The organism is Mucilaginibacter sp. P2_D11, from assembly GCF_056404435.1.
In genome coordinates, this window is record NZ_JBFUEA010000026.1 from 19,568 (window position 1) to 40,720 (window position 21,153).

Here is a 21,153-nt window from a genome sequence, read left to right on the forward strand (position 1 = left end):
CGGCAGTTTCCGGCCATCGGTATATTCGTTATAAAACCAGGGATCGCCCACAGCCAGAACGGCTCCTTTGCCATATTTGGCAACGCCAACTATTATATCGGCGTCTTTTTGCAGGCTTTGCCGGCGGTGTTATCGTTAGCGTACTTAACTCCTTAATGTTAAACAACCTTCGTATTCTTAAAAATTTTGTTCCCGGTACCTATGGTAATTATACCCTGTTCAAAATTGCAGCACTGTACGCGATTTATAATATTTTGGTTGAACTGGATGCCAAACTTGGCCATCAGTTTGTTCAAATGCGTAAACTCTGCGTTGCCTGTATCGTTGCTCATTACCACCAAAACGCCAAGCGGCGTTTAACTGCGTTGAAAACTTCACCCAACACTTTACTGTGTTGATTTTGAATCGCCAGTAAGCGTTGGTACGCGCGTATCGGTAATGGAGTTGTTAATAAACTCGTTATTAAATGGGGCTATATCCTGCATAGTGCGCGATGGGTAGCGTTTGGTATCGAACTTGCCGGTCCAGTCGGCATTTTTACCGCCGCCTATTACAATGCCGGTGTTGCAATGGCTGATGCGGTTATTTTTAACAATGCAATCGCTTGCGGTGATATAGAAACCGGTATCTATCTTTCCTTTCGCCATGCCATACATTAGCCTGATAGCAACAGGCAAATTACCGAACGAATTATTGCTGATGATATGCGCAGTGCCATTAACCCTTACGCCGCCGGTACTGCCCGCAAAAGTATTGCTGTCAACAATGCATTCGTGCCCGCCGCGCATAACCAGCTCACCGTGGCAGTCTTCAAAGTAGTTGTTAATGTATTTGTTGCCCGATGCTTTGTTGCTTATCACCTCGGGCTCGCCGTCGCAGCGGATAAAACGGTTATCGCGCACGGTGGTATAAGCGTAGCGGTTACCCAACAGGATAGGGTCCTGTCCTATTTGTACGCATTCGCCTCCATTGTAGGCTTTCCAGGTTACGCTGTCTTTGTCCATAAAAATATTATGGTCTACCAGGGTGTAAAGCGGCACCTCGTTGGCGCCTACCCTTACCTGCACCTCCATATTGTTAACATTGCTGCTGAAGCTGCAATTATCCACCCGATTATGCCCGCCATTGCCCGAGAGCACCACAATAGGCATAAACTGCGCATCTACCGTATTTTTTGTAAAAGTACAATCAGTAAGGCGGCTGTAATTGGTGGCATCCATCTGTATCAATACCACATCGGCACCCTTTTCTTTAAACAAGCTGCATCCCTCAAAGCTCAGCCCTTTTATTTGCACATAATTGCCTGTAATTTTAAATATGGATTGGCGCACTTCGCCGGCAAATACCACTTTGCCCGCCACATCTGCACGGATAACAATCGGTTTCTTTTCGGTGCCGCTTTTGCTCAGGGTAACGGCCCAGCCGGTGTAGCTGCCGTTTGCAATTACAATTTCATCGCCTGGCATAAGGCCACCTGCTGCCTGCATAAACCCTTCAGCAGTTTTCACCTTATATACTTTGCTAAAACTTAGTTGAAATGCCAATAGGCAGCTAATCGTTAATATCCAATATTTCATTGTGTATTTAATTTAACCATATCAATGGGTGCCTTACGGGCAGGTTTCTTATTACTTCAGGTTCCTGCGGATCATGATCGAGTTTTTGCCAGGTAGTAAGCCAATCTTCGTTTTGGAAAGCCATCGCACCAAATATTAACGAAGGCGCAGCCACCGGCCAATTATCCCAATACATTACATCGCGCGGATAGGGCCACCGGGGTTTTTCTTTTAAATAAGGATATAAAAACTCCATCCCTCGTTTTATCGACCGGCCATCAGGGGTTTCATAATCCCATAAATTATCGTCCGGCGTGCTCAGGATGCTGCAAATTGCCGCCATAGCATCCAAATTGAAAATAGAATAGCCGTAGGGTTTGGTACGTTTTAATTCCAGCGGGAAACTGCCATCAGCAGCCATTTGGCTGGGCAATAATACTTCCTTATAACGTGCTTTGCAGAAAGCAAGCAGGCTGTTGTTGCCCGTAAACCTGGCAAAACATGCCACCTGCATTACCCAACAGGTGCCGTGATTGTTTTCTGCGTTCATCTCGTCCTTGCCGTATTGGTGCGTGGTGAGCCAGTTGAGGTATTGGGTAAACCAAGCCTTTGTTGCAATAAGGGTTTGTTTATTCATCGCTGCGGAGTTTTCCATAGCGATGATCCCCTGTACTACTTCCATCAGTTGGATGGCATCGATGATACCGATGCCGCGCCCTGTAGCCACGCCTTTTATGGCTTGTGCATACTGCAGGTTGGGGTTCATTAGCGTCTCCGAGTTGGCAAACCAAGCGCGGATATGCAACAGAGCTTGTTTTACGTAATTATCATTGCGCGTTATTTTGTATGCCGATGCCAAGGCACCCACAATACGGCTAAACCGTATCATGGCCAGCCGGTGCGCGGTAAAATTCTGCGGGTTGCTTAGCCCATCTTTTTGTACATATGGGCCGTTAAGATTGGCGGCATCCGGCCACCAATAATCTCCTTCCGAATAAAAATCGTGCTTACCGCCTACGCTACGCGGGCTTGTTTCAGTGGTTACGGTTATTGGCTGTTGGCTAAGTGCCCACGCAGCCTCTTTTAAAATATAGGGGCGCAGGGTAGCTTCTACATCCTTTACCGATACGCCGGCAGTGGTAAAGCCGCAAAGCATCAGGGTGCCAGCCAAAAAAATATAAAGCCCGCCTTTTTTCATCATGCGCAATCTAAAAAAAGCTTACCGGCTAAAGCGTATCACACCCTTGCCGAATATATCTAAACATTATAAATATTAATAACCAAGCCCATAAAATACAGGGCCTGGTTATTCAAATAAAACCAAAATATTATGCGGTTATGCGCTTGTACGAAACATATAGCCGCATATCGTATATTATTGAACTATCTTATCCAAAGGAGGGATATTATTCTCCGATCCCGAATAGCCTTTATTTTGGTTGATATGCCCGTTAATGTTCAAGTCGATATCAGCCTGTGGTATAGGCCACAACACGTGGTATGGCGAAATGGTAAAGTGGTTGCCCGAGTTTGTTATTACATTCGGGTTTTTATAGAAGTCGTTCTTCTCCATTATCCTGTCGTAAAAGAAGTTATTGGTAGAGAAACTGGCCACGCTATAGGTTTTACCATTGTAAGCCGCTTTACCGGTTTGCGCAAAAATGTAAGCGATGCGGGTTAACTCGGTTTTACGCGGCTCCTCCCAGTAAAGTTCCCTTTGGCGCTCATCCAGGATAGTGCCTATGTTTACCTTGCTGTCGTCTACTAACAGCTCCGCCTTGGCACGAGCCCTTACTTTGTTTATATCGGCCATGGCAAGCGCTGTTTGGCCTTTCCACCAGTACGCTTCGGCCCGCAGTAAGTAAGTTTCTGCTAAACGGAACACGTACCAGTCGGTATTGGTACCGCGCGGCGGCGACCACCATTTATCAGCAGCTGTTTTACCCGACCCGATGAACACTTTATAATGCGGCCAGCCAAACCAGGCGCGAATGGTATCTTTTGCGCCATTCAAAAAGCGTTGATTTACGTTTGCGGCGGTGTATTGTTCCAGGTTTTTGCCATACCACGCAGCATCTGTTGTTTTAAGCCCGGGTTGGTTGTAAACCAGGTCGGTCATATCCATCCACATACCTTTTGCGTGGCGCAGGTCGGTGTTATCGGTCCAAATGTATTTAGTAGCATATGGTGTGCCGCGTAAACGCCCAATACCACGGCCATACCAAAGCGTAAGCGGGAACTCCTCTGTAATTTTATCCGAAATACCCGGCTTTAACGCACCCGGGGTTAAAATGGTACCATTATGCCACATCGGTACGCAGTTACGCATTACCTGCGATCCGTTTACCGTAGCGCCGTCTAAAGTTTCGCGGTCTATAACAACATACAATGCTTCGGTGTTGGTGGCGATAGATTTATTCTCGGGCCGGTGCAGGTCCCACACTACGTTCTTAGTAGCATCGCTGGCAACTACACCAAAGCGATTGGTCATTAAAGCGTATGGGCCGTTTATGGCAATGTTTGCCGATGCTATAGCCTCATCAAATAAACCCAGTGCAAGGTTTATTTTGGTTAACAGGTGGGCTGCTGCGCCTTTTGACGGCTCGCCTTTATTGCCATTGTCTACCAGTTTGGTTACCGCGAAGTCAAGGTCGTCCTTCATTTTTTTTAGGATTACCATGCGCTGCGTGCTTACAAACGAGGTATTCACAATTGTCTCTTCCTTTAAAAGCAATGGGATATCTCCAAACTCGTGCACCAGGCGGTAATACCTGTAAGCCCTGTGAAAATAGGCGGCCGCTAAGGTTCTATCCTTTTCATCCTGTGACGTCCATTGAATATCGTTTATCCTGGTTATGATTACGTTGGCATCGTGCACGCCTTGCCACCAAACGGTCCAGTACCTGCCTATTTTGTTAAAATCATCGCTGTTTAAGTTAGCGGTAGGCGTTATCCTGATGTTAAGATCCTGTGCGGGAGTAGTTTTGTCGGTAGTCCCTTCAACTGCGGCATCGGTAAAAATCGACTCCGTCAACATTGGTGCCGAGTCACCAAAGTATTCGAACCTTACACTTAAGTTTAAGTTGAGCAAGGCAGATCTGAACGCTCCCGGGCTAACCAGGGTGTTGCCCGGCGTATATTTGGATGGAGCCTCCGGGAAAAGGTCTTTCCTTTTGGTACAACCGCTGCCGGCAAAGACAGCAGTAATTACCAACCCGACTATTATATTTTTATTTATCTTTTTCATGTGCTAAATTTCTTGATACTTTAAAAAGTGACGTTAAAACCGGCTGCAAAAAACCTTGGGGTCGGGCCGTTATTTTGCGGATCCCACATGGGCCAGTTAGAGAACACTGCCGCGTTTGTGGCATTAACAAACAACTTGGCGCTTGACATGTGCAGGTACTTGATCAGCTTAGGGCTGAAGGTGTATCCTAAGGATACTGTTTGCAGCCTTACAAAAGATGCTTTACGCCAGATGTTGATGGTTGTGCCCGATGAACCGGAGTTTAGGCGGGCGTAATCGTCTATCTGATTATCGGCCGTCCAGTATGGTAATGCATATGAGTTCATACGGCCGTTACCCACGCTGCCTGGGTTATTGGTAGCCAGGTTAAACTGCTTTAACTGCCCTATGCTTGATACCAGCATAAAGGAGAAATCGAAGTTTTTGAGGAAGTTAAAATCGTTACGCAACGACCAAATGAATTTTGGATTTGTTGCTCCAAGGAACAGCTTATCATCATTAGTGAATTTGAAATCGCCGTTACGGTCTTCCAGTTTAAAGTCGCCCGGTACTGCACCGTATTTTTTGGCTTCATCAACATCGGTAGTTTTCCATACGCCCAGTACTTTGTAATCCCATACGGCATTAACATCATGGCCTATGAACCAGCCGTTGCCGATATCATTTTTTTCGGGGACAACAGTTGTAACACCCGCAGCATCTGTGGTTGTAGAGGTGCCATACAAATGCACCAGTTTGTTGCGGTTTAAATAAAAGGTACCGCTCGTATTCCAGTTAAAGTTTTTGCTTTGGATAATCTTGCCTTCCAGCAATACCTCTATACCTTTATTGTTCACCTCGCCAATGTTGGTATAAACATCGGGTGTGGTGTAGCCCATAATTGGCGGCAGGGTGCGTTTAACAATTAAACCGGTTGTTTTACGGTTGTACACATCTATCGAACCACTAAGGCGGTTGTTTAATAGTGCAAAATCTAAACCTAAGTTAGGGCCGGTAGTGCGCTCCCAGGTTAACAGGTTGTTTTGCAGTGAAGTGATAGCAATACTGTTGTTATTGGTAATAGTTCCGTCCGGAGCAACAGTAGGGTATTTTGCGCCGGCAATAATGGCCAGCGCGAGGCTTGGATCGGCCGTTCCGCTTGACAAACGGTTGCCGTTAGAGCCATAGCCAAAGCGCAGCTTACCATAGTTTAGCCATTTAAAGAAATCGGTTTTAAAAAACTTTTCGTCGCTGAATGTCCACGCTACAGCACCATCAGCATAGCTTTGGCGCGGCTGTGTTAAACCAAACGGTGAGAAACCATCCCGGCGAGCGGTAAAAGCAAAGTTATACTTGCCCAAAAGGGTGTAGGCTATACGGCCCATTAATGCATCGGCATTGTAAACGCGGTCGTCGCTGCTTTCAATAGGCAGGGTACCAGCGCCGATGTTATGGTAGCCTAAAACATCACTTGGGCTAAACTGCGAGTTATTAGTACGGGTGTACCAGGTTTGGTATTTTTCTTTGTTTAGCAGGAAGGTAGCATCAAAGTTGTGAACACCGAACGATTTGTTCCAGTTAAGGATATTATCCAAATTGTACCGGTAGCGCTGCTCCATAGAACGGTACGCTGTACCGGTAAGGCCGTTTACGGCTATCTCGTTAGGGTTTGCGCCCGGCCTGAAGAAGAAGTTCTTGTACGATTCAAACTGCGGCGAGAAATTCAGCGTGTACTTAAACCCGAATGGCAGATCTACCTTAGTAAATAAGGTAGTGAAAAGCACGTTTTGCGTGTAAACATTTTGGTTATACTGGTTACCCAGGAAAGGGTTGCGTTGGTTTAAGCCGCTATCATCGGTATCAATGCGGGTTAAATTTCCATCAGGCTTATACACATCGCCGTAGGGTGATGAGTTGATAATCTGCCCCCAGTCGGCCTCATTAAGATCATAGCCGGAAATGTTAAAAGGGTTGCTCGAGTGGCTTTCATCGCGTACCGAATACTGTGCGTTGATACCGATGGTTAAAAACTTAGCTGCCTTACCCTCGATGTTTGCACGGAAACGGGTGTTGTTATAGTCGCCTCCTTTTATCAGGTTTTGGTTATTGGTAAAGTTACCCGAAATGTAATAGCTCACCGTTTCGCTCCGGCCTGACAAACTGGCAGTATAATCCTGGCGCAGGCCGTTCCTGAAGATCAGTTTAGACCAATCGGTAACTTTGCCGGCTTTGTAGTTGGCAATTTCATTAGCGAACAGGCCGAGACGCTGTAAGTAAACGTCGACAGGGTCGCCGGTAGAGCCCGATAAGAATTGGTCTACCGTAACGCCATCAGGCAAAGCCCTCGGGTCACTATAAAAGTAATAGGGTTTGGTGGTGTTTGCGCTGCGTTGCACATCCGAACGCCAGTGCAGGAAATCTTCGCCCTGGTAAAACTTTTGGTTTTGCAGCAATTGCGCAATACCCGTATTAGCATTCAAGGTAACTACAGACCCACCTTTTTTACCTTTTTTGGTAGTGATGGCAACAACGCCGCCTGCCGCCTGCGCACCGTAAACGGCCAGTGCGCTTGGGTCGCGCAGCACGTCAATGCGGTCAACATCATTCGGGTTTATATCGGCCAGATCGCCAAAATAAATAACACCGTCTAACACGATCAATGGTGATACGTTGCCCGAAAGGCTGGCTTTTCCCCTTATTTGAAAATCGCCTGTGCCACCACCTTTGGCAGATGTGTTGAGCGCTACCGATATACCCGGCACTGCACCGCGCAGCAGGTCGGTAACACTGGTTGGGTTATCATTCTCAAACTTATCTGCTTTAACGCTGGTTATAGCGCCAGTTACGTCTTTCGCCGCACGGGTGCCGTAGCCAATAACTACCACCTCGTTAAGGTCTCTTGAATTGGGTAATAATTGTACATTATACTCGGTGCCCGCGCCAACAACCACTTCTTTTGTGCCGTAGCCAATAAAGCTAAATACTAATGTTGCACCAGCATCTGCATCGAGGGAAAACTTACCGTTTATATCCGTTGTGACGCCAATAGTAGTGCCTTTAATTTTTACGCTTACACCTGGCAAAAGCACGTTTTTTTCATCGGTTACAACGCCCGTTATTTTAGCCTGGGCGGCAATGAGGTTGTTGCCCGGATTAGTTCCGCCAGCCGGCACTATGCCAGCCGGATGCGCTTTGTTGTTAGATGCATAAGCGCTTGCACCCATCGCAAAAAGCGATATGGCGACAAAGGCAGCACACCTTTTTATTGTTTTTTGTAGAGGTCTATTCTTCATATTTTTATGTTAAGAAATAAGGTTTCGAAAAATTTTGGCAAAAGGGTTCCCCTGCGGTTATTCACCACAAAAAATTTGTTTTCGATAAGAGAATCAGATTCTTTTAAATTACGCCAGGATACGGCATCGGTGCAGGTTCAGGTTACTGCGTTTGAATTTCTTGCTTCATAGTTTGTCTTTTAAGGTTAGTATATATTTGGTTATTGGTTTCTTTTTACTTTCGATAAAATAAAAGCGGTGATATCTGTCGCGGCTTTATCATTATCAAACCCGGCCGGCAACCGGCCGTTTACATACTCATTGTACAGCCAGGGGTCGCCTATAGCTATTACTGTCCCATTGCCGTATTTGGTTACAGCGCCTATTACCGCGCCATTGGCCGCCTTCAACAAGGGTTTTGCCTTACCGCTTAAGCTTATGCTGCAGGCATCTTTTATAAATGCTTTTTGCGCGGTTTTAAATACAGGGTTATTGGCTGCCGATACTGCTCCATCATCAAAATGGGCATCATCAATTACGTGGCTTTGCAAATCGTTGTTAAAATGCAGACCAAAACAGGCAGCAAGCTGGTTAAAATGGGGTAACTCTACATTGGCGCTGTCGTTTGCCATCAATACCAATACGCCGCCGGTTTTAACCCATGCCGCAATATTATCTATATCCGCTTTTTGGATATAGTTGGGATTTGGATTTTCTTTAGGGCGATCAGGATCTACAATAATATAAACTGCTGCGGTTTTTAGGTTTTCGGCTATCGGCGCGGCATCTATGCTGCTAAGCGTTGCGCCCTGTGCTTTAAAAATATCTGCCCATATCGAAAAGCCGGAATTGGCCGTCTCCTCCCACAAATAATGAAACCTTTCGGGCTGCCCGGCTTTGCCGGGATGGGTTTCGTGATTAAAGTAATAATCAAGCGCAACGGTTTGAGCCGATACCCGTAAGGCAATACTTGAATACACGAAGACCACAGCAACGAATAGTTTGCGTTTCATTTTTTATAAATACTTCTTTATTGAATAGGGCTTATAACTGGTAATATGTATTCCTATACAAACCAAAAATACCCTGATTAGCTTACCGATAGTTATGTTAGGGGATATTTATTTACTACATCGTTTTCGCTAAACTTTACGAAAACGATGTAGTAGAATTTTGTAGCCACCTGTGCCACAAAAGCTTAAAAAAACTAAGCAGGGAATTAAGCTTTAGCTTTGCCCTGCTTGGGGGCGGTAGAGTCGCGGGTGACCAACTGGGTTGGCAATACCAAAGTTTCAAATTCGTAAACGGGGCGCTTCGCCAATATCAGTTCCAAAAGTTTTTGAGTTGCCTTTTGCCCCATCTCAAAGCCGGGTTGGTAAACCGAGCTGAGCGAAGGGTTTAAAACATCAGCAAGGGTAGTATTTGTGTACCCGATAAGGGCAATTTCCTGTGGGATTTTTATTTTCAATTTATGTAACAGGAAAAGTGTTGTGGTTGTGATCCTGTCTGATGTGGTTAAAATAGCATCGGGCTTATCATCCATCATAAGCAATTCATTGAGGGCGTTTTCAATTTCACCAACATCGCGGCCGCCATGCGGGCAATGCTTAATGTACTGCGGATTAATGGCGATACCGGCTTCTTCTAATGCCTGTTTGTACCCGGCAAAACGCTCTTGAGTGATGGAAATATTTGGAGGGCTGGTGATATGGGCAATGCGCTCATAGCCCGAATCGAGCAGGTGGCGGGTGGCATCATAACCTCCTTTTAAATTATCGGCAATTACCTTATGCGTTTCAAAATCGTGCGATATCCTGTCGAAGAAAACGATAGGAAGCCCTTGCCGGTGCAAGCTGTGTAAATGGCCGAGGTCTGCCGTCTCGGTAGACAGGGATATCAACAGCCCATCGATGGAACGGTGGGTGAGGTGCCCAACGTTCTTCACTTCCAGGTCGTATGATTCATGTGTTTGGGTGATGATAACGTTAAAGCCGGCCTCGTAAGCAACAGATTCGATACCGTTGATTACCTGCGAAAAAAACTGGTTCTCGATGGTAGAAACCACGATGCCTATTGATTTGCTTCGCCCCTGTTTCAGGCTTTGGGCAATAGGGTTTGGGCGGTAGTTGTGTTCCTGCGCGTAAGCGTTTACAAGCTTTTTTGTTTTTTCGCTTATTTCGTAACTATCCCGCAAGGCTTTAGAAACCGTAGATACCGAGAGGTTTAGCGCAGTGGCAATATCTTTTATCGTAATCGAACTGAAATTCATTTTGGTTTATCGGCCGGGTAATAGCAAACGCTATTTACCCAACATTGTACCAATGTAATAAATTTCTGGTTAATCGGGTTAATTTCCACTACAATTTTACAGCTTTCATACGCGGAGTTAGCAGGTGCATAATGCACCAGGCAAGCAGGTATATACTTGCGCAGATAGAAAATATGATATTATAACCTGCGGTGATATTGCCTGCCTCTTTATAATTCTCCAGCACCCAACCCACAATAAGCGGAAATATAATGCCACCTACCGAGCCTGCCATCCCCCCGATACCCACTACCGAACTCAGCGCCCGCTTTGGGAAAATATCTGATGCCGTGGTGAATATGTTGGCACTCCAGGCCTGGTGTGCCGCAGCAGCCAGCCCAATGAGGGCAACCGCCTGCCAAATATTGGTGGCATAACGCGCCGCAAATATGGGCAATACGCAAAGCGCAAATAAAAACATAGCGGTTTTGCGCGCCTTAAAAACCGGCATCCCCCGTTTGATGAACCAGGAAGAAAGGTAGCCCCCGCCAATACTGCCGATGGTTGTTGCTGTGTATATCAGCACCAGGGGGAGGCTGGGTTTTGTAAGGTCGAGCTTAAATGTGCTGGAAAAGTAGGACGGCAGCCAGAACAGGAAAAACCACCAGATGGGGTCGGTCAGGAATTTCCCTACAACAAAGGCCCAGGTTTGCCTTACGCCAAATAGCTCCACCCATTTTATTTTTTGTTGTACTTCTCCATCGGCCAAAGCATCCTCCGCATCACTGTGGATGTAATCAAATTCGGCCTGGTTGACCGCTTTATGCTTCGACGGTATTTCGTAAAATATCCACCAAAATATAAGCCACACAAAGCCTATGGCCCCGGTTATTAAAAAAGCCATCTGCCAATTGTAAGCGCCCAATATCCATGGTATCATAATAGGCGCAGCAACGGCCCCAATGTTTGCGCCGGAGTTAAATATCCCGGTTGCCAAAGCCCGCTCCTTTTTGGGGAACCACTCGGCAACAACCTTAATGGCGGCGGGGAAGTTGCCCGATTCGCCCAAACCCAAGCCGGCCCGTACCGCGCCGAAGCCAAAAGTTGTGCGGACGAGCGCGTGCAACATGGCCGCCAGGCTCCAAACCACGAGCGAAAGCGTGTAACCCAGTTTCGTGCCCAGTTTATCTATAAAACGACCAAAGGCCAGTAGGCCTAATGAATAGGCTACCTGGAAAGCTATAACAATATGGCTGTAATCCTCTTCCGTCCAGCTAAATTCTTTCTCGAGCGTCGGTTTCAGGAAGCCGATAACCTGCCTGTCGAGGTAGTTGATCGTTGTTGCAAAAAATAGTAAGGCAACTACAACCCATCGGTAGCCGGTTTTCTTGGTGTCGTTCATCGTTTACTTGTATTTGTTATTACCCAAAGCCTTAACCGCGTTGTACCTATTTTATATCAGTAATGCCAATGGCGTCCATGTCTGTATAATCGAGGTTCTCTCCGGCCATGCCCCATATAAAGCTATAATTTGCAGTACCTACGCCGGAGTGGATGCTCCAGGGCGGCGATACCACCGCATTATAATTGCCAATTAAAATATGCCTTGTTTCTTGTGCTTCGCCCATCAGGTGAAACACCCTTTGCCCTGCGGGGATATCGAAATAAAAATAAGCTTCCATACGCCGGTCGTGCACATGGGGAGGCATAGTGTTCCATACACTGCCTTCGTGCAAAATGGTTAGCCCCATTACCAACTGGCAGCTTTTTATACCATTGGTGTGTATATATTTATTAATGGTGCGCTTATTTGCGGTAGCGGTGCTGCCGGTATGCAGTTTTTCGGCTTCCCCTATAGGCATCAACGCTGTTGGGTACTTTTGATGGGCAGGCGATGATAACAGGTAGAAAACCGGAGGGTTTGTGGCATCTGCTGCGGTAAATGCAACTTCTTTTACTCCTTTACCGATATATAGGCAATCGAGCTTTTTCAATTGGTAAACCACGCCATCTACAGATACTTCTCCGTCGCCGGCAACATTGATAATGCCTATTTCGCGGCGCTCTAAAAAACAATCAGCCTTGAGGTTAGGGTAATTTTCGAGTACAAGGGTTTGGGTAACCGGGTGTGCTAAGCCTATCACCATACGGTCGTAATGGGTATAAACGCATTCCAAAGCATCCGGCTTCACCAGACCATCCATCAAAAAACGGGCACGTATCTGTTCTGTCTGGTAACTTTTAAAGTCGCCAGGGTGAACGCTATGTATTACTTTCAAAACAAGAAAGGGTTTAGTTTAATATTATAATTGTTGGGCAAGTGTACAATTATGAAGCAGCAATCAAAAGCAATCGGCGGCTTATTTCTACGCAAACGTTATCGAAGATAATTGCCCGTAAAAACGCCCCTAACTATAACGTTTGCGTAGATATAATGGCTTTAAGCGGCTCATTTAAAATTATTTCATTGTAATATTGAACGCTGTCGGCTTGCTATATGCCCCTTAAGAAAGCGTCGCAGGCCCTATAAACCAATTAAGAACCATGAATACTAAATCAATATCCGGGCTGCTTATAGCAGCCATTAGCCTTTTTATGATGGGAAATAACGCAATAGCACAAAACAAAACCGATGATGCCAACAGCCTGAAAGCCGCGCAAAAATGGATGGATAGCAATAGCTGGAAAAATGGGCTAAAACTAAATGTACACTCATCAACAGATGCGGCAGCATTCTACAGCCAATACCATAAAAACCAGGCCGCCTGGAATAAGGTTTTTGCTTTTATAAAAGAACAAAACCTGGATACCCTAAGCATAGGTAATCACCCGATAGATGGTGATAACGTTTTTGCCATCGTTACCGAGGCACCTTCGAAAGATTTGGATAAGGCGGGCTGGGAATCGCACAAAAATTATATCGACCTGCAATACGTGATAAAAGGCAAAGAGCAAATCGGCGTATCGCCCATTGATAAGGCGATGGTTACCAAGCCCTATGATGAGAGCCGGGATGCCGCTAACTACACGGCAGAAGGGACTTACTACACTGCAGAACCGGGCACCTTCTTCTTATTCTTCCCGACAGATGTACACCGCCCCAACATTAAAGTGCAGGGTTATGATACCGTGAAGAAATTGGTGATAAAAATAAGAATGGCCAACTAAAACTAAAAAAACACCTATGAACACTAAACGATTCGTACTGCTTGCCTTGTTAAGCGGCTTCGCACTGAGCTTATCGGCACAAAATAAAACGGCCAAGGCATTCTCTTTCGCGCAGCACCAAACCAGGTTATTGCTTGCCGAAACTGCTAATGCCAAAACAGCAACTACCAAACCCAATCTGCTATCGCCCCGTACGCTGGGAGCTAACGGCGAACTGGTACTGGTATCGCCGAAAGATTGGTGCAGCGGCTTTTTTGCGGGCAATCTTTGGTTTTTGTACGAGTACACCGGCGATAATTTCTGGAAGGTGCAATCGGAGCCCTTTACTTCCGTAATGGAAAACGAAAAAACCGACGGCGGCACCCACGATATGGGCTTTAAGCTTTACAACAGCGTGGGCAACGCCTATCGCTTGACACACGAGCAGAAATATAAAGAGGACATTATTACCGCAGCTAAAACTTTGACCACCCGCTTTAATCCTAAAGTGGGCTGCATCAAATCCTGGGATAACCGAAAGGAGTGGAAATTCCCGGTAATCATAGATAATATGATGAACCTGGAGTTGCTGTTCGAGGCTACCAAGCTAAGCGGCGATTCCAGTTTTTATAAAATAGCGGTATTACATGCCAATACTACATTAAAGAACCATTTCCGGGCGGATAACAGCTCATTCCATGTGATAGATTACAACCCGGAGACAGGCGAGGTGGTACACAAGCAAACCCACCAGGGTTTTGCAGATAGCTCTGCCTGGGCGCGCGGGCAGGCTTGGGGGCTTTATGGCTACACCATGTGCTACCGCGAAACCGGCAACAAAATATACCTACAACAGGCCGAAAAAATTGCCAACTACATTTTCAGCAACCCGCAAATGCCTGCCGATTTGGTGCCCTATTGGGACTACGACGCAGCGAAACTGGGCAATCAACCCCGCGACGTGTCGGCAGCGGCCATCGCCGCGTCGGCATTGTACGAGTTGAGCACGTATAGTAAAAACGGAAAGATTTATAAAAAGGCCGCCGATAAAATATTGAGGAGCCTCAGCAGCAAGTACCAACCCCAACCGGATAGCGCACGGGGTTTTCTGTTGCTGCACAGCACAGGGCACAAACCCGCAAACAGCGAAATTGATGTACCTATAATTTATGCCGATTACTACTACCTTGAAGCCCTGCTGCGTCAGAAACGCCTGGCAGACAAGAAACCGGTTATAAATGCTGCCGGCAACTTAAAGCAATAAACGCATGATACAGAGCAATATATTTCAGCTTGAAGCAGCAGCCGATTGGGAAACGGTAGGCGAAGGCGTACAGCGGCAGGTGATGGGCTTTGATGATAAGCTAATGATGGTAAAAGTAAAATTTGCCAAAGGCGGAGTTGGCGCATTGCATAGCCACGCCCATGCGCAGGTTGCCTACGTTGAAAGCGGCGTTTTTGAAATGACGCTGGGCGAGACCATTCGCATTATACGCAAGGGAGATGGTTACTACGTGCCACCGTTTACCATACATGGCTGCGTATGCCTGGAGGAAGGGATGCTGGTTGATGCCTTTAGCCCGGCGCGCCGGGATTTTTTAGGCACCGATACCGAAAAAAATACTTTGTAAATTAGGCGCACAAAACGCAACAACATGAGCTTAGAACAAACATGGCGCTGGTACGGCCCAAACGACCCGGTAAGCCTGGCAGATGCCCGCCAAGCCGGGGCAACCGGCATAGTGACAGCCTTGCACCACATCCCCAACGGCGAAGTTTGGCCGGTGGAAGAGATTCTGAAAAGAAAACAAATCGTGGAAGATGCAGGGTTAAGCTGGTCGGTAATTGAAAGTGTACCCGTGCACGAGGACATAAAAAAACGCAGCGGTAATTACAGGCAGTATATTGAGAATTACGGGCAAAGCCTATTAAACATAGGGCAATGCGGCATCAACATTGTTTGCTACAACTTTATGCCCGTGCTAGACTGGACCCGTACCGATTTGGATTACCCTCTGCCTGATGGCTCTACCGCGCTGCGTTTTGATACCGCCGCTTTTGCTGCTTTCGACCTTTATATTTTGAAAAGGCCGGGTGCCGAAAAGGACTACCCTAACACAATTAAAACCAAGGCAAAAGCTTACTACGACAATTTGAGTATCGAAGAACAAAACCAACTGGTTAAAAACATCATTGCCGGTTTACCAGGCTCTGAAGAGGGTTACACCACCGATAGGTTTTTGCAAATGCTGGCCTCGTATGGCGATATCGATGCAACAACCTTAAAAGCAAACCTGTCGCATTTCCTGCAGGAAGTTATCCCTGCTGCGGAGCAGGCCGGCGTACGGATGTGTATCCATCCCGACGACCCGCCCTACCCTATTTTAGGATTGCCCCGGGTAGTAAGCAACGAGCAGGACATCCTTGATATTTACGATGCCGTTGATAGCCCAAATAACGGGCTTACCTTTTGCACCGGCTCTTTCGGGGTTATTGCAAGTAATGATCTGCCCGGTATGGTACAAAGGCTCGGCCATCGCATCCATTTTATACACCTGCGAAGCACAAAACGCGATGAGCATGGTAATTTTTATGAAGCGGACCACCTCACCGGTGATGTAGATATGTATGCGGTAATGAACGCATTGTTAGAAGAACAACAAATACGAATTACCGCTGGGCGAAAGGATATTGCAATGCCTTTCCGCCCCGACCATGGGCATAAAATGCTGGATGACCTGCATAAAAAAACAAACCCAGGCTACTCTGCCATTGGCCGCCTGAAAGGGCTAGCCGAACTGCGCGGGCTGGAACTGGGTGTTAAGAGAGCCTTTAACTATCAATAGCATATGAAGAAATTGGCCTGCTGCCTTGCTTTAATTGCCATGGCTTTTACCGCAACTGCACAAATTGTAAGCCTGAATAAAAAAGAGGTTGCGCTAATGCGCAAGGTCATCAAAACAGATACAGCCTACCAAAGAGTTTTTTCTCCATATCAGAAAGCGGCCGATGAGGCTTTAACCTCAACACCCAACCCAATAGCCGAAATACTATCGCAGGGCCTTTTAGCCGGCGACCCAAGGAAAACGGCCAGCTTAAAAGCTGTGGAGGATACTTATAAAACATATGCGCTTGCGCTCACATATAAACTTTCCGGCAAAAAAGAATACCTGAATAAAGCAACCGGCTTCCTTATAGCCTGGGCAAAGCTGAATAGAAGCAGTGGCGACCCCATCAACGATACCAAACTGGAAGATATGGTTACGGCTTACGATCTGGTGCGGAGCGACGTTGCATCCAACGACAAGGCAGTAATCGACGGCTGGATGCGACAAATTGCGAATGCAGAGGTAAACAGCGCCTCCGCCAAAGCAGGAGGCGGTACGGCCATCAACAATTGGAATTCGCACCGCATAAAAATGATAACGCTTATTGCCTACACCCTGCACGATGACCGCTATAACAGCATCATTACCGGGGAACTGGAAAAGCAGTTAAACGTTAACCTGAACCCCGATGGAACCACGCACGATTTGATTGAGCGCGATGCCTTCCACTACCAAACCTACGATATCGAACCCCTGCTATCGGCCTGCATTGCCATTTACAGGGCCACCGGCAAAAACTACTTTACCTGGCAAACCACAAATGGCTCCTCCATTAAAAAATGTGTAGACTACATGGTGCCTTTTATGACGGGCGAAAAAACGCACCCCGAATTTGTAAAAAGCACCGTACCATTCGATTTGAAGCGCGCGCAAAACAACGAGAAAGGCTACGCACCCGGCACCCTGTTCGAACCAAAAAACGGTATAGATATATTTGCGCTGGCCGGCTTTTTTGATAGCGGCTACCAAAACATCATCCGCAAAGCAGCCAATGACAATCTTTATCTGAACTGGAGGATGACACTCAATAACTTCAAAAAAAATTAGCTTACCGCTTATCCGACATCCTGTTATTTACCTGCTATGGCTTACATTGTTATGTTTTGGTAGTATCAAAACGACTTCTGATCTTTCAATACTCGCTTGCTCCTATGACAATTATTTTATGTATAATTATAGGTAAGGCGCCCCATCTCACAGGGGCGCCTCTAATCAACTAAAGCGGAGGAATAATTTCTTTTTTGATCGCCATCATATCCGATTAGGGATTTGTCACTACTATATTCTTTAAATTGGTTTTACCTTAAAGAGGGCTTCACTCCTGAGTACGTTATCTTTTTAAGCTGTAAAGGCCCTGTAGATGTAATGTGCAGTTGGTTTAATGGCTCCTGCGAGAAGAAGATATTGGTCAATACCGATAACCCATCATCGGCAAAAACTTCTGCCGAAGCCACATCAACCAGTAATTTTATAGATATCCCCTTGCCCCTGGCCACACACGGGGCGATGGTTTTGCGCGAAAAATTGCCGGCGAAACCTACATCGCCCGATTTTGTGCGGTCGGCGTAATAAGTGTTGCTTGCTTTATCATAACCGATAATTACCTCGTCGCCTTTTGCATTACTTAGGTGCAGGGCAAAACTTTCGCGTTTTTCCAACCGGATATTGATCAGGTATTTCCCGTGAAAATCTTTGATTTTTGATGACAAATCGTAATCGCCATTAACCGTTATACTCTCAAGGGATTTAGCCTTACCGGTAATTTTACCCAGCTCGGCCACAGGTTCTGCGGCCAGGAATAGTGTACCGTTAACGTCTTTCAATTTCAACTCACGAGGTATGGTCATGGCGCTGCGCCAGGCCTTGGTAGGCACTGTGTTTGCATAATCCCAATTGGTCATCCACCCGATGAATATTTTGCGGTTGCCGGTGTTGGAGAACGTTACGCCCGCATAGTTATCTGCGCCGTAGTCTATCCAGCGCGTATTGGTATTATCTGGCGTAAAAGTTTTACCGTCGAAGTTTCCCACGAAATACTGCGTTGCCGAGCCGCCTGCCGGGCCCCCAGGGTTAATGCTTATCAATAATACCCATTTCTTCACACCGTTATAATCCAGGCTTATCAAATCCGGGCATTCCCATACGCCGCCATGCGCGCCAAGCTTTTCGCCGAACTCGCTTTCTTTAGTCCAGTTTTTTAAGTTGTGTGACGAGTAAAAGGTAATGCGGTCCTTAGTCGCCAAAGTCATCAGCCACTTTTTACCGGCCTCGTACCATTGCACTTTAGGATCGCGAAAATCCCATATACCGGGGTTTGGCAGCACGGGATTGCCTTTATATTTCGTCCATGTTTTGCCTTCATCGGTACTGTAGGCAATGCTTTGATACTGGTGTAAGCCTGTCTTCGCATCCTCTATCTTTTTATTGTGATGCGTAAAAATGGCGATGAGGGCATTTTTACCAAAACCCGCTGTATTATTCTTATCAACTACTGCACTGCCCGAAAAGATGGTGCCCAGGCTGTCAGGGTAAAGGGCAATGGGCTGCTCTGTCCAATGCATCAAGTCGGTGCTGGTGGCGTGGCCCCAGTGCATAGGCCCCCAAACGGTTGCGCCGGGGTTATGCTGAAAAAACAAATGATAGGTACCGTTAAGGTACACCATGCCGTTGGGATCGTTCATCCAGTTTGCCCTCGGCGAAAAGTGGAACTGCGGGCGATACTGTTCATCCCCGGATGTTTGTGCTATTGCGTGGCTTGTGTTAAACAGGGCTGTCAACGCGGCCATGCCGCTGATAAGTAGTATTTTTATTTTTTTCATAAGGACTGATTTAGCGGTAATTAATTCCATATCGATTTTAGCTCCCAGGCCTCCAGGTTGAATTGTGTTTCGGGCCCGCCCGAAAACAACTCTATACCCAGTTGCTTTTCTGAAGGAAAAGTGACGGCGCTTAAAACAACTTCGCCATCGTTGGTAAATACTTCTATCGAAGACTGATCTATAAAAATGTGCAACTGCAGCTTGCCGCTTTGCAAGCCGACCGGTGCCATTATCCTTTTGGCAAATAAGTGATTGAAAGTTGTATCGCTAATAAAATCCGTACAGTTTGTACGATCTAAAACAAGCGATGACGTAAGCGGGTGGTACGATAAAACCAGCTTGCGCCCTTCTCCTGCCAAAAAGTTAAACCCAAACACCGTTTTACCTGTGGGTTTAAAATTGGCCAGAATTTCGTAAGTGTTTTTGGATGGTTTAAAAACGCTTAGGCTTTGTGTTCCCTTTACTTTTAAATTTCTTACCGTTACAGTTTTGCCCCGTAACGCCTTCAAGTGCGGTATCGGTTGTTGAATAATGCGGTAACCTGCTTTGGTTTGTTTTAAAGCCAGCAACCTTGGCAACGATTCGAAACCTTTGCCCCATGCTGTAGGCACTTTATTGGCATATTCCCAGTTCCCCATCCAACCTATGGCAAATACCGAATCGCGCTGATTCCGGCTGGTATCATAATTGCGCCATGTGCGTGTGGCGTAGTGGTCGGGGCCATAGTCCAGCCATAAGGCATGCTCTAAATGTTGATCCATTAATTGGTTTGAGAACATGATATGGTCGATGGCGATGAATGCATTGCTTGTATCGGCATTATTATCTACAATTTCCAAATGTGCCTTTTTGCCGATAAGGTCATCCACATCCCAGCCGTTCCATTTAAATACTTTAGTATTATCTCCCGTGGTCGAGCGCTTTACTTTTCCATCAATGACAAGATTGATGCTTGTATTATCCTTACCCCCGGCAATTAAAAAGTTGATGGCTGGGCGGCGGATGGTGAATGGTTTAGAGGCGATTTTACCAACGAAAGAACCTTTCGACGAGGTTCCCAAATAATGAGCCCCCAGGTAATCGGAGACGCTACCGTCCCCAAAAGAGACTGCAAAGCCCGCATTTCCCTGCGCCCATCTTGTGGGGATGCCGTTTTCAAAATCATCATAAAGCTCGCCCGCTATCCCTACACCCGTTTTAAGGTAGTTAGCTGTTGCCTCGTCTGGCACGAAGGCGTTACCATCAAAATCGCCGACAAAATATTGAACCTTGTTTGGGCCGCGGCCAATCATCAATACCCATTTCTTAATGCCGGTTCCGGTTACCGGCAGCTCATACAAGTCGGGGCATTCCCAAAACGAGTTTTTTGCGCCCAGGCCGCTAAAGCTGCTACAGAATTTCCAGTTCTTTAGGTCGGTCGATTCATAGATATGGATTTGCTGGATATTGGGCAAGGTTACTATCATCTTCCAAATCTTTCCCGGTTTATACCAAAACACCTGCGGATCGCGAAAGAAGATCCTCTTGATATCCAGCACCGGGTTTTTGCCATAGTAATTGAAGGTAGTGCCGTTATCATTACTTATGGATATCGCCTGTGTTTCGGGTAGGGAATCGCCCCGCAGGTGCCTGGTAAAAACCGCTATCATACTATTTTTGCCAAAGCCGGAGGTGTTATTTTTATCTACCGCTACCGATCCGCTGAAGTACGAAAACCTGCCATCGTCGCCTTTCATGGGTTTGGGTTGTTCCTGCCAGTGCACCAGGTCTTTCGATGTAGCATGCCCCCACCAAAAAAGGTGATAGGTACCATCATTTAAAACCAGCCCATCGGGGTCGCCAATCCAACCCTTTTCGGGGCTAAAATGATACAGGGGGCGGTATTTCTCTGCGCGTTTCTTGTCCCCTACGGTTTGCGCAACGGCCTGCACCGTAATCGCGCACAGCAGCAGCAAAAAAATCCGGCTCAAAATACCCGCCCTCATGTTCATCATTGG

Annotated in this window: 16 protein-coding genes; 6 read left to right on the forward strand and 10 right to left on the reverse strand. The window is 46.6% G+C overall.

Annotated elements, in window-relative coordinates; translation table 11 throughout:
* Positions 1-155 precede the first annotated feature (155 nt).
* On the forward strand, positions 156-398 hold the full coding sequence (locus AC1DXC_RS25755) for a hypothetical protein (RefSeq protein ID WP_477462050.1): 243 nt from the start codon (positions 156-158) through the stop codon (positions 396-398).
* Here AC1DXC_RS25755 and AC1DXC_RS25760 read toward each other — a convergent pair.
* The 8 genes from AC1DXC_RS25760 to kduI form a co-directional block, all read right to left on the reverse strand.
* Positions 387-1,508, reverse strand: coding sequence for a chondroitinase-B domain-containing protein (locus AC1DXC_RS25760; protein ID WP_477462051.1), 1,122 nt, complete (start codon positions 1,506-1,508; stop codon positions 387-389). The two genes, AC1DXC_RS25755 and AC1DXC_RS25760, sit on opposite strands and share 12 nt — an antisense overlap.
* Positions 1,509-1,584: 76 nt before the next feature.
* Positions 1,585-2,757, reverse strand: coding sequence for an alginate lyase family protein (locus tag AC1DXC_RS25765; RefSeq protein WP_477462052.1), 1,173 nt, complete (start codon positions 2,755-2,757; stop codon positions 1,585-1,587).
* A 174-nt stretch (positions 2,758-2,931) separates the two neighbouring features.
* Positions 2,932-4,803, reverse strand: a complete 1,872-nt coding sequence (locus tag AC1DXC_RS25770) for a RagB/SusD family nutrient uptake outer membrane protein (RefSeq protein ID WP_477462053.1) — start codon at positions 4,801-4,803, stop codon at positions 2,932-2,934.
* 20 nt (positions 4,804-4,823) lie between these two features.
* Positions 4,824-8,075 (reverse strand): SusC/RagA family TonB-linked outer membrane protein, encoded by a 3,252-nt coding sequence (locus AC1DXC_RS25775; protein ID WP_477462054.1) that lies wholly within the window; start codon positions 8,073-8,075, stop codon positions 4,824-4,826.
* Between the two features lie 200 nt (positions 8,076-8,275).
* Positions 8,276-9,067 carry a DUF4350 domain-containing protein gene (locus tag AC1DXC_RS25780; RefSeq protein ID WP_477462055.1) on the reverse strand — a complete coding sequence of 264 codons (792 nt, stop codon included), beginning with the start codon at positions 9,065-9,067 and terminating at the stop codon, positions 8,276-8,278.
* 206 nt (positions 9,068-9,273) lie between these two features.
* Positions 9,274-10,323, reverse strand: a complete 1,050-nt coding sequence (locus AC1DXC_RS25785) for a LacI family DNA-binding transcriptional regulator (RefSeq protein WP_477462056.1) — start codon at positions 10,321-10,323, stop codon at positions 9,274-9,276.
* Positions 10,324-10,411: 88 nt separating this feature from the next.
* On the reverse strand, positions 10,412-11,704 hold the full coding sequence (locus AC1DXC_RS25790) for an MFS transporter (protein WP_477462057.1): 1,293 nt from the start codon (positions 11,702-11,704) through the stop codon (positions 10,412-10,414).
* 46 nt (positions 11,705-11,750) lie between these two features.
* Positions 11,751-12,581 (reverse strand): 5-dehydro-4-deoxy-D-glucuronate isomerase, encoded by an 831-nt coding sequence (gene kduI / locus AC1DXC_RS25795; RefSeq protein ID WP_477462058.1) that lies wholly within the window; start codon positions 12,579-12,581, stop codon positions 11,751-11,753.
* A 265-nt stretch (positions 12,582-12,846) separates the two neighbouring features.
* On the opposite strand from kduI, the gene AC1DXC_RS25800 reads away from it, so the two are divergent.
* Genes AC1DXC_RS25800 through AC1DXC_RS25820 form a run of 5 tightly spaced genes read left to right on the forward strand, consistent with a single transcriptional unit; the run spans position 12,847 to position 17,384 of the window.
* The gene (locus AC1DXC_RS25800) at positions 12,847-13,470 is read left to right on the forward strand and encodes a NanQ anomerase/TabA/YiaL family protein (RefSeq protein ID WP_477462059.1); all 624 of its coding nucleotides are present in this window, start codon (positions 12,847-12,849) and stop codon (positions 13,468-13,470) included.
* A 16-nt stretch (positions 13,471-13,486) separates the two neighbouring features.
* Entirely contained in the window at positions 13,487-14,713 is a 1,227-nt protein-coding gene (locus AC1DXC_RS25805; protein ID WP_477462060.1) for a glycoside hydrolase family 88 protein, read from the forward strand.
* Between the two features lie 4 nt (positions 14,714-14,717).
* A complete protein-coding gene (locus AC1DXC_RS25810; protein WP_477462061.1) occupies positions 14,718-15,080 on the forward strand; it encodes a cupin domain-containing protein in 363 nt (120 codons plus the stop codon).
* Between the two features lie 24 nt (positions 15,081-15,104).
* Positions 15,105-16,295, forward strand: coding sequence for a mannonate dehydratase (uxuA, locus tag AC1DXC_RS25815; protein ID WP_477462062.1), 1,191 nt, complete (start codon positions 15,105-15,107; stop codon positions 16,293-16,295).
* 3 nt (positions 16,296-16,298) lie between these two features.
* On the forward strand, positions 16,299-17,384 hold the full coding sequence (locus AC1DXC_RS25820; RefSeq protein WP_477462063.1) for an alginate lyase family protein: 1,086 nt from the start codon (positions 16,299-16,301) through the stop codon (positions 17,382-17,384).
* Between the two features lie 251 nt (positions 17,385-17,635).
* Here the strand turns inward: AC1DXC_RS25820 and AC1DXC_RS25825 are convergent, their stop codons facing one another.
* A complete protein-coding gene (locus AC1DXC_RS25825) occupies positions 17,636-19,156 on the reverse strand; it encodes a glycoside hydrolase family 32 protein (protein ID WP_477462064.1) in 1,521 nt (506 codons plus the stop codon).
* Between the two features lie 20 nt (positions 19,157-19,176).
* A complete protein-coding gene (locus tag AC1DXC_RS25830; RefSeq protein ID WP_477462065.1) occupies positions 19,177-21,150 on the reverse strand; it encodes a glycoside hydrolase family 32 protein in 1,974 nt (657 codons plus the stop codon).
* Positions 21,151-21,153: the final 3 nt, after the last annotated feature.

Bases quoted from the DNA above. Each gene is read 5' to 3' on its own strand.
- AC1DXC_RS25755 (WP_477462050.1), top strand. From the start codon at position 156: ATGTTAAACAACCTTCGTATTCTTAAAAATTTTGTTCCCGGTACCTAT.
- AC1DXC_RS25765 (WP_477462052.1), bottom strand. From the start codon at position 2,757: ATGATGAAAAAAGGCGGGCTTTATATTTTTTTGGCTGGCACCCTGATG.
- AC1DXC_RS25770 (WP_477462053.1), bottom strand. From the start codon at position 4,803: ATGAAAAAGATAAATAAAAATATAATAGTCGGGTTGGTAATTACTGCT.
- AC1DXC_RS25775 (WP_477462054.1), bottom strand. From the start codon at position 8,075: ATGAAGAATAGACCTCTACAAAAAACAATAAAAAGGTGTGCTGCCTTT.
- AC1DXC_RS25780 (WP_477462055.1), bottom strand. From the start codon at position 9,067: ATGAAACGCAAACTATTCGTTGCTGTGGTCTTCGTGTATTCAAGTATT.
- AC1DXC_RS25785 (WP_477462056.1), bottom strand. From the start codon at position 10,323: ATGAATTTCAGTTCGATTACGATAAAAGATATTGCCACTGCGCTAAAC.
- AC1DXC_RS25790 (WP_477462057.1), bottom strand. From the start codon at position 11,704: ATGAACGACACCAAGAAAACCGGCTACCGATGGGTTGTAGTTGCCTTA.
- AC1DXC_RS25800 (WP_477462059.1), top strand. From the start codon at position 12,847: ATGAATACTAAATCAATATCCGGGCTGCTTATAGCAGCCATTAGCCTT.
- AC1DXC_RS25805 (WP_477462060.1), top strand. From the start codon at position 13,487: ATGAACACTAAACGATTCGTACTGCTTGCCTTGTTAAGCGGCTTCGCA.
- AC1DXC_RS25810 (WP_477462061.1), top strand. From the start codon at position 14,718: ATGATACAGAGCAATATATTTCAGCTTGAAGCAGCAGCCGATTGGGAA.
- uxuA (WP_477462062.1), top strand. From the start codon at position 15,105: ATGAGCTTAGAACAAACATGGCGCTGGTACGGCCCAAACGACCCGGTA.
- AC1DXC_RS25820 (WP_477462063.1), top strand. From the start codon at position 16,299: ATGAAGAAATTGGCCTGCTGCCTTGCTTTAATTGCCATGGCTTTTACC.
- AC1DXC_RS25825 (WP_477462064.1), bottom strand. From the start codon at position 19,156: ATGAAAAAAATAAAAATACTACTTATCAGCGGCATGGCCGCGTTGACA.
- AC1DXC_RS25830 (WP_477462065.1), bottom strand. From the start codon at position 21,150: ATGATGAACATGAGGGCGGGTATTTTGAGCCGGATTTTTTTGCTGCTG.